The organism is Pseudomonas sp. GM84 (genome assembly GCF_000282535.1).
In the GTDB taxonomy this organism is placed as follows: domain Bacteria; phylum Pseudomonadota; class Gammaproteobacteria; order Pseudomonadales; family Pseudomonadaceae; genus Aquipseudomonas.
In genome coordinates this window covers 1-8,053 of the sequence record NZ_AKJC01000169.1, presented here as the reverse complement: position 1 = coordinate 8,053, position 8,053 = coordinate 1, and the positions used below count along the sequence as shown (strand labels likewise).

Genomic DNA, 8,053 nt, shown 5'->3' with positions numbered 1-8,053 from the left:
TGCCGGCGATAGGGCCCGCACTGCCCACATCACTCCCCCAGGTCCGCCACCGCCCGCAACTTGCCCACCCGCCGATACGACTGCCGGGCAAAACACACGAACAGCCCGGCCATGATCGCCAGCGCCATCGGCAACCCGTGCGGCGCCACATCCATCGCCGCCCCACTGACCAACGGCCCGACCAGGCTGCCGACGCCCCACAGCAAGCCGACGCTGGCATTGGCCGTCACCAGGTCCTGGCCCTTGAAACGTTGCCCGATCAACACCAGCGCCAGGGTGTAGATCCCCCCCGCCACCGCGCCAAGCACGACCAACAGAGGCCACAGCAGCCAGTTCATGTGCAGCAGCCATGGCAAGGCGATCCCGATCGCCATCGCCACCAGCCCGCACACCAGGTGCAGCCCCGTCCGTTCGACGCGGTCGGCCAGCCAGCCCAGCGGCATCTGGAAGACCATGTCACCGGCGAACACCACCGTCACCATCAACGCCGCCACGCCAACGGCAATCCCATGGCTGGTGGCATACACCGGCAGCAGCGACAGCACCACCGCATCGAAGAACGAGAAGAACAGCACCGCCACGCACAGCGCCGGCGCGACCCGGAAGAAACCGGCCAGGCCAAAGCTCTTCTCGCCTTCCTCGCCATGTTCGACATGGTCGTTGGGCACGGTCAGCAGGATGCACAGCAAGGCCAGGCCATAGCAGACCGTCACCACACCGGTGATCCACGGGCTGTTGGCACCGAGCAGCGCCAACAGCGCCGGGCCGAGCACCTGGAAGCCGGTGAAACTGGTCGCATACAGCGCCATGATCTTGCCGCGGTTATGGTCCGGGCACAGTTCGTTGACCCAGGACTCGCCGAGAATGATGGCGATGCCCATGCCGATGCCCAGGCCCAGGCGCAGCACGGCCAGCAGCCAGAGGGAATCGAACGCCGATTCGAGCAACGCGATGCTGACGGTGCACAGGCTGAAGCACAGCAGGTAGATGGTGCGCCGGGTCAGCAGGCGGCAGCAGGCGTCGACCATGAAGGCCGAAAGCATCATGCCTGCGGCGGGAATGGCCGAGATGATGCCGATTTCCAGGGTCCCGGCGCCGGCTTCATGCAAGCGCAACGACACCAGTGGCAGGCTGGCTCCCAAACTGAAGCCGACGACCGAAACGGCGAACAGAAGGCCCACCAGCAAACGCATGTTCATGTACCACTCCAAGCAAAACTGAAAAGACGCGCAGATACAGGCGCCCACGCGCACGCCGCAAGGGCGGACGACGCAGAGGCGCGGGGTCAGTTCAGGGCAAGGTGTGGCGAGAAGGTGAAGGCGAACAGCACGCTGCGTCGACGCTTGAGCACCGTGTCGCTCGGCCACGCGCGACGCATCGCCTGGAGGACAGGCTGACGGGCGTGGGGGAGGCTCTGGGTACGGCGCATTGCTTTGAGACTACGCAGGTGTGGAAAAAGAGGCGGCACTCTAGGCCAGCCGGGTTGAGTCGTCAATTGCTGGGGGCCGCTGTGCGGCCCATTCGCGGGACGAGCCCGCTCCCACAAGAGCCCTGCTCAATTGAGGTTCAGCACTGCATCTGTGGGAGCGGGCTCGTCCCGCGAATGGGCCGCGCAGCGGACCCGACAATCTCAACGCTTGCTGGTATTGGGCAGAAACACCGCCAACAACCCGAACAATGGCAGGAACGAGCACAGCCCATACACGTACTCGATCCCCCGCAAGTCCGCCAGGTAACCCAGCAACGCCGCGCCAATCCCACCAAAGCCGAACATCAGCCCGAAGAAGATCCCGGCAATCATCCCCACGCTACCCGGCACCAGCTCCTGCGCATACACCACGATCGCCGAGAACGCCGACGCCAGGATGAAGCCGATCACCACGCTGAGCACGGTGGTCCAGAACAGGTCGGCATAGGGCAATGCCAGGGTGAATGGCGCCACGCCAAGGATCGAGAACCAGATCACCGCCTTGCGCCCGATGCGGTCACCGATGGGCCCACCGAAGAACGTGCCTGCGGCCACCGCGCCAAGGAACAGGAACAGGTGCAGCTGCGAGCTGGCCACCGACAGGTCGAACTTCTCGATCAGGTAGAAGGTGAAGTAGCTGGTGAAGCTGGCCATGTAGAAGTACTTGGAGAACACCAGCAGACCCAGCACGATCAACGCCGCGATCACCCGCTGGCGCGAAATGCCATGGGTGGCCTGCACGGCCTTGCGCGCCTTGGCCTGGTTGAGGTGTTCCTTGTACCAGCGGCGCAGCATCAGGGTGACGGCGAAGAACAGCAGCCCGGCAACGCCGAACCAGGCCACGTGGGTCTGGCCGAACGGGATGACGATGGCGGCCGCCAGCAAGGGGCCGAACGCGGAACCGGCGTTGCCACCCACCTGGAAGGTCGACTGCGCCAGACCAAAGCGCCCGCCCGAGGCCAGGCGTGCAATGCGCGAAGTCTCCGGGTGGAAGGTCGACGAACCAATGCCCACCAGTGCCGAAGCCAACAGGATCATCGGGAAGCTGCCGACGAAGGCCAGCATGACGATGCCCACCAGGGTACACAGGGTGCCGAGCGGCAGAAGATTCGGCGCCGGCCGACGGTCGGTGAAAAAGCCGACCCAGGGCTGCAGCAGCGAAGCGGTGATCTGGAAGGTCAGGGTGATCAGGCCGATCTGGGCAAAGCTCAAGTTGTAGTTGGCCTTGAGCATCGGGTAGATCGCCGGCAGCACCGACTGGATAAGGTCGTTGATCAGGTGCGCCAGGGCGCAGAAGGTGATGATGCGCATCACCAGCGGGTTGGCTTGGCTCGCCGAACCGGTGCTGGCGGTGGAGGTGCTGCTGATGGCCATGAGCTTGAGTTCCGTCCGCAGGTTTGGGATCCGATTATCAGGAAACAAATAGATACATAGCTACCTTTTTTATCCCTCGGCCGCTGCGTACTTGTAAATGGTTCTCAATACAATTAGCATCTTTGCACCACTTCCCCCCGTAATCGTTGGGCGAAACCGCCCTCACGCGAGCACACCGACCGATGAGCCCGATGCCCGTCACGCAGATTCAGGCCGATCCCCAGCAGGAAGCTCTGGAATGGTTCTCACGCTTGCGCCAACCTGGCTGCGATGAACGCGAACGTCAGGCGTTCGGCCGCTGGTGCCAGGACCCGCGCAATGCCCACGCCTATGCCGAACTCGAGGCCTGCTGGCAGCAACTGCAGCCTTCCCCCGCGCGACCACGACCGCAGCAGCCCAATATAAAACGCAGCCGCCGAGGCCTGGGTCTGGCCTTGCTGTTCCTGCTGCTGTTGGGTGCCCTAGCCTATCTTTACTGGCCGCTCATGCAGCGCCTGGGCAGCGAACTGTATACCGACGCCGGCGAACGTCGCAGCGTGCGCCTGGCCGACGGCTCGACCTTGCACCTGGACAGCGCCAGCGCGATGAATGTCGACCTGCGCGCGCGTACCAGGGTGCTGCAGCTGGTGCAGGGCCAGGTGTACCTGGAGGTGAAGCTCGATGGCCGCGCCCTGGAGGTGCAGGTAGACGATGCGCGCATCCAGGTGTTCGGCACACGGCTGATGGTGGCACGCCATGCCGGGCATGACGAACTGGTGGTGTTCAACGGTAAAGCGATGATCGTTCAGGGCGCTGACCAGCGCCTGGTGGCGGCCGGTGAACGCGTGACGTTCAATGAGGCGCGGATCGAACCGGTGCACAAGGCCGATGTAAAAGCAGCGGACGCCTGGCGCATGGGCCAGCTGCGCGCCAGGGACATGCCCTTGGGCGAGGTCATCGAGCGCTTGGCCAGTTACCAGGGGCGGCGTGTGTGGATGATGGACGAACAAACCGCTTATCGGCGCGTGAGCGGCGATTTCAACCTCGACCGCCCCGGCGAAACCCTCCAGGCGCTGGCTGCCGGGCAGCAACTGCAGCTATACGACGTGCTCGGCCAGTGGCTGATCGTGCCCTAAACCGCGCTTGGCGGCTAAGTTTTTGAAAGCGTGCAAATTTTTTTTGAAATGAGTGTTGACACAGGGGCATCACAAGGGAATAATGCGCGCCATTGGCTACATAGCTCAGTTGGTTAGAGCATAGCATTCATAATGCTGGGGTCCGGGGTTCAAGTCCCTGTGTAGCCACCAAACTTGAAAAGGGCTTACCGCAAGGTAAGCCCTTTTCTTTTGCCTGCATAAAAGCTCAGCGCCCTCCCCTCAACGTACGCCCGCCACCACTACAGCCAGACCCAGCCCGATCAGCGCCACACCGATCACGCGGTCGACTACCTGCTGTCGCTCGATCATCGCCTTGCGCAGCCCCGCACTCGAAAAGAACACCGCTACCAGACTGAACCAGGCCCAGTGGGCGAACGACATGAATGCACCGTAGGCAAAATCCAGCGCCAGCGGACTGCCCGGCTGTACCACCTGGGTATAGGCGCTGATCACGAAGAGCATGGTCTTGGGGTTGAGGGCGTTGGTCAGGAAGCCCGTGCGCAACACGGCCAGCAGGCTCGAACCTGACGGCTTGCCCTCCAGGTTGATGCGAGCCGTGTTGGTCAGCGATTGGTAACCCAGGTAGATCAGGTAGCCGGCCCCGAGCACCTTCATGCCCAGGAACAGCGCTGGGCTCTGGCTGATGATCAGCGCAATGCCCAGCACCGTGTACAGCACATGCACCTGTACGCCCAGGGCAATCCCCACCGCAGCCGCCAGGCCGGCCTTGCGGCCCTGTGCATAACTGCTGCGGGTGACCATGGCGAAATCGGCGCCGGGGCTGATGACGGCCAGGAGGGTGAACAGGGCAACGGCGAGCAGTTCGGTCACGGGGGATCCTCGATAGGCGATGAAAATGCACAGAGGCGCTTATTATCGAGGGCGTACATTCCAGGGAAAATCGATTTATAGTGAGGCAGATTCGCTAGGTTTTCTCACAGAAATGCGTTGTTGGTGCTGACCCTATCGCTGGCAAGCCAGCTCCCACAGGTACCCCACCGAGCCCTGTGGGAGCCGGCTTGCCGGCGATGAGGCCAGCACTGACGAAACAGGACCCCATGAAACTGCCCCCACTCACCGCCTTCCGCTACTTCGACATCGCCGCCGAAACCGAAAGCTTCGTGCGCGCCGCCGAGCGCCTGCATGTCACCCACGGCGCCGTCAGCCGCCAGGTGCGCCAGCTGGAGGAAAGCCTGGGCATCGAACTGTTCGAAAGGCGCAACCGCGCCATCTACCTCACCGCCGCCGGCCGCGCCCTGCACGGCACCACCCAGGCGATCTTCGAACAGCTCGAAGGCGCCGTGCAGCGCCTGCAACAGCAGGAGCGCGATAACGTACTGGTACTGTCCTGCGAGCCGACCATCGCCATGCGCTGGCTGATCCCGCGCCTGCCGCGCTTCCATGCCGCTCACCCGGACCTGCAACTGCACCTGGTGGCCGCTGGCGGGCCCGTGGATTTCGCGCGCAGTGGCGTCGACCTGGCGCTAAGACGCGATGACTTCCACTGGCCGCCGGCGCTGCACAGCCTGAAGATCTGTGATGAATGGATCGGCCCGGTCGGTAGCGATGCCCGTACATCGCTCGATGGCCAGCGCCTGCTGCACAGCAGTACGCGACCAAGCGCATGGCCCACGTGGCAGCGCCTGAGCGGCCAGCCCGCGCGGCACAGCGAGCGCAGCGACTATGAGCATTTCTACCTGTCGCTCCAGGCCGCCAGCGCTGGGCTGGGCCTGGCCATCGCCTCGGCACTGATGGTGTGCGACGAACTCGACAACGGGCAGTTGCAGGCACCGTTCGACTTCCTGCGTGACGGTTCTGCGTACCACCTACTCAGTCCGCAGCCCCTCAGCGACGGCGGCAAGCGCCAACGCTTCGCCGAGTGGGTGATAAGCGAAAGCCAGGCCTGCCTCGCTCACCTAGGCTTGCTGCAGAACGACGACCCGGGACTGCCATCACCCCCCCAGGTCCGATAGCCCGCTGTGTCGATATGGATGCGCCCGCTCGGGTAGCGCCCCAGGCCCATGTTCCAGTCCTGCCCGTATTGCTGCCAGAAGCGGCACAACGGATTGGGGTCGGCCCAGCCCGGCAGCAGGATATCGACTGCAAAGGCGCGGGTGTGGGCGCTGGCCACGGCACCACCGGCGCAGCGGTTGAGGCTTGGGTCGCGGTAGGCCGACACCACTTCGAACTGGCGCAGGATGCCTTGCGTGTCGAGGGTCTTGATCAGCGCCAGCGTGGACCGTACTGCAGGCCAGTTGGTGGAAGGCGGCACGGCGAACGGCGAGGCCCGACACAGCTTCCAGTCGGACGCCGAGCGCAGCAACTGGTGAATGGGCACCACGCCATACAGCCGAGCATCTACCAGCATCTCGCGAAAAGGCCGAGTCTGATGGTCCCCGGCCCATTGGGCGAACATCCACAGGTCCCGCTCATCGGCCTGTGCCGCCCCCGTGAGCAACGCCACTGCTATCAGCCATCCTCTTGCACTTCTCATTCCTGCTCCCCCTGCTCCACCATGAGCGCGGCCGCCAACCCTGGCGCCTGCTGACAAGAAGTTAAGCATGAACAAGAAGACTGCCTGTGCGGGCCCTTTCGCGGGGCAAGCCCGCTCCCACAGGAAATTAGCGCTCTATCTGGTGGGAGCGGGCTTGCCCCGCGAAAGGGCCCGCACAGTCAACCCAAGGTCAGTCTTCGAGCAACGTACACGCCATCACCAGCGCATCCTCGCGCCCGCCCGCAACAGGATAGTAGTCACGCCGCCGTCCGATCTCATTGAAACCATAGCGCTCATACAACCGATACGCCGACTGGTTACTGGCCCGCACTTCCAGGAAGCACTCCCGCCCATTGAGCTGATAAGCACGCGCCATCAGGTGTTCGAGCAAGCGCAGCCCCAGGCCACACCCCTGGTTCTCGGGCTTGACGGTGATATTGAGCAAGTGCGCCTCGTCGATGATCACATTGATCACGCCATGCCCAACCTGCTGCTGGCCATCGAACATCAGCCACACTTCGTAGGACTTGAGCGCATCCTGGAAGATGCCGCGGGTCCAGGGATGGCTGAACGCGGCATATTCGATCTTAAGCACGGCATCCAGATCCGCCTCGGTCATCGGGCGGAAACTGATCGATTCACTCATTCAACGCTCTTCCAGCGCGCCATCAGCTGGCGCATCGCTTTCCAGACGTCCGCCTTGCGCTGCGGCTCGTCCATCAACAGTTCAAGGCCCGGCAAGGCCCAGGCGTCGCCCAGGCCGTCGAGCTTCAGTACTTGGTAATAGGCTTCGTCCTCGACACCGGCGGCGAAGCGCAGGGCCGGCAGGCCGATCAGCCACAGGCAGCTGCAGGGTGCTTCCTCCAGGCGCGCCTGGATAAAGCCCTGGACGAAATCACGCGCGGCGCCGGGGCCCTGGTCCATGTTGCCGCGCACCAGCAGCGGCCAGCGCACCGGCTCGCCGATGATCTGCGGTGCGTCGGGCAGGCCGGCGGCGCGCAGCATGTCCTTGAGCAGCAGGTAGGACGGGTCGCGGCTCTGGAACGGCTGCGCGGTGGCCAGCTCCACCAGCAACAGGCAACTGCCGGCACGCAGCAGCTGCAACGAGAAGCGTGGGGGCGGCACCGGTGCTGGCCGTGGCGCGGGGGCCTCTTGCTCAGCCTCGACCGGCTTGGCAACCGGCTTGGGCGTGCTGCCTGGGCGCGGAATTTCGATTTTCGGGCGTTCGCCGGAGCGGGCCTGGGGTGCAGCCGGTGCCTCGTTGGCAGCCGGAGCGGAGGGCCTGACCTCGAATTCGGCTTCCTCGACCGGAACCTGCGGCAACAGCAGCTCGGGGCGCGACGGTGCGGCGAACGGCAGTTCGGCGCGCGGCAGCCAATGCACCACTTGCATGGCGGATAGGTAGGCGCGGCGGCGGGACTCGGTCAGCAAGGCACGGGTATCCGGGGGGCTAAATCAATCGGGCATTCTAACGCTGTTGGCCAGCGAGCGCCGCAACTGGTCGGCAGAAAGTTGTTGTCTTCACTGGCGTCATCGCCGGCAAGCCGGCTCCCACAGGGCTCGGTGGTGTACCTGTGGGAG

The 8,053-nt window shown here is 64.1% G+C and carries 9 protein-coding genes and 1 tRNA gene; 3 read left to right on the top strand and 7 right to left on the bottom strand.

Annotated features, from left to right (window positions below; translation table 11 throughout):
- Positions 1 to 29: 29 nt before the first annotated feature.
- The 3 genes from PMI38_RS14370 to PMI38_RS14365 all read right to left on the bottom strand — a co-directional run bounded on the left by PMI38_RS14370 (position 30) and on the right by PMI38_RS14365 (position 2,842).
- The gene (locus PMI38_RS14370) at positions 30 to 1,199 is read right to left on the bottom strand and encodes an MFS transporter (protein ID WP_008095196.1); all 1,170 of its coding nucleotides are present in this window, start codon (positions 1,197 to 1,199) and stop codon (positions 30 to 32) included.
- A gap of 86 nt (positions 1,200 to 1,285) precedes the next feature.
- Complete coding sequence (locus PMI38_RS27285; protein WP_177324912.1) at positions 1,286 to 1,429, bottom strand: hypothetical protein; 144 nt, start codon at positions 1,427 to 1,429, stop codon at positions 1,286 to 1,288.
- Between the two features lie 201 nt (positions 1,430 to 1,630).
- A complete protein-coding gene (locus PMI38_RS14365; protein ID WP_008095194.1) occupies positions 1,631 to 2,842 on the bottom strand; it encodes an MFS transporter in 1,212 nt (403 codons plus the stop codon).
- Between the two features lie 182 nt (positions 2,843 to 3,024).
- On the opposite strand from PMI38_RS14365, the gene PMI38_RS14360 reads away from it, so the two are divergent.
- Positions 3,025 to 3,957, top strand: coding sequence for a FecR family protein (locus tag PMI38_RS14360; protein ID WP_008095192.1), 933 nt, complete (start codon positions 3,025 to 3,027; stop codon positions 3,955 to 3,957).
- Between the two features lie 94 nt (positions 3,958 to 4,051).
- Positions 4,052 to 4,128, top strand: a tRNA-Met gene (locus PMI38_RS14355).
- A gap of 69 nt (positions 4,129 to 4,197) precedes the next feature.
- Here the strand turns inward: PMI38_RS14355 and PMI38_RS14350 are convergent.
- Entirely contained in the window at positions 4,198 to 4,809 is a 612-nt protein-coding gene (locus PMI38_RS14350; protein WP_008095191.1) for a LysE family translocator, read from the bottom strand.
- 227 nt (positions 4,810 to 5,036) lie between these two features.
- Between PMI38_RS14350 and PMI38_RS14345 the strand changes: the two genes are divergently transcribed.
- On the top strand, positions 5,037 to 5,951 hold the full coding sequence (locus tag PMI38_RS14345) for a LysR substrate-binding domain-containing protein (protein WP_008095189.1): 915 nt from the start codon (positions 5,037 to 5,039) through the stop codon (positions 5,949 to 5,951).
- Here the strand turns inward: PMI38_RS14345 and PMI38_RS14340 are convergent.
- From PMI38_RS14340 to PMI38_RS14330, 3 genes are all read right to left on the bottom strand, one after another.
- Complete coding sequence (locus tag PMI38_RS14340) at positions 5,891 to 6,472, bottom strand: D-Ala-D-Ala carboxypeptidase family metallohydrolase (RefSeq protein WP_008095187.1); 582 nt, start codon at positions 6,470 to 6,472, stop codon at positions 5,891 to 5,893. The two genes, PMI38_RS14345 and PMI38_RS14340, sit on opposite strands and share 61 nt — an antisense overlap.
- A 190-nt stretch (positions 6,473 to 6,662) precedes the next feature.
- The gene (gene rimI / locus PMI38_RS14335; RefSeq protein ID WP_008095185.1) at positions 6,663 to 7,118 is read right to left on the bottom strand and encodes a ribosomal protein S18-alanine N-acetyltransferase; all 456 of its coding nucleotides are present in this window, start codon (positions 7,116 to 7,118) and stop codon (positions 6,663 to 6,665) included.
- Positions 7,115 to 7,903 carry a hypothetical protein gene (locus tag PMI38_RS14330; protein ID WP_008095184.1) on the bottom strand — a complete coding sequence of 263 codons (789 nt, stop codon included), beginning with the start codon at positions 7,901 to 7,903 and terminating at the stop codon, positions 7,115 to 7,117. Before PMI38_RS14330 ends, rimI begins: the two co-directional genes overlap by 4 nt.
- Between the last annotated feature and the right edge of the window lie 150 nt (positions 7,904 to 8,053).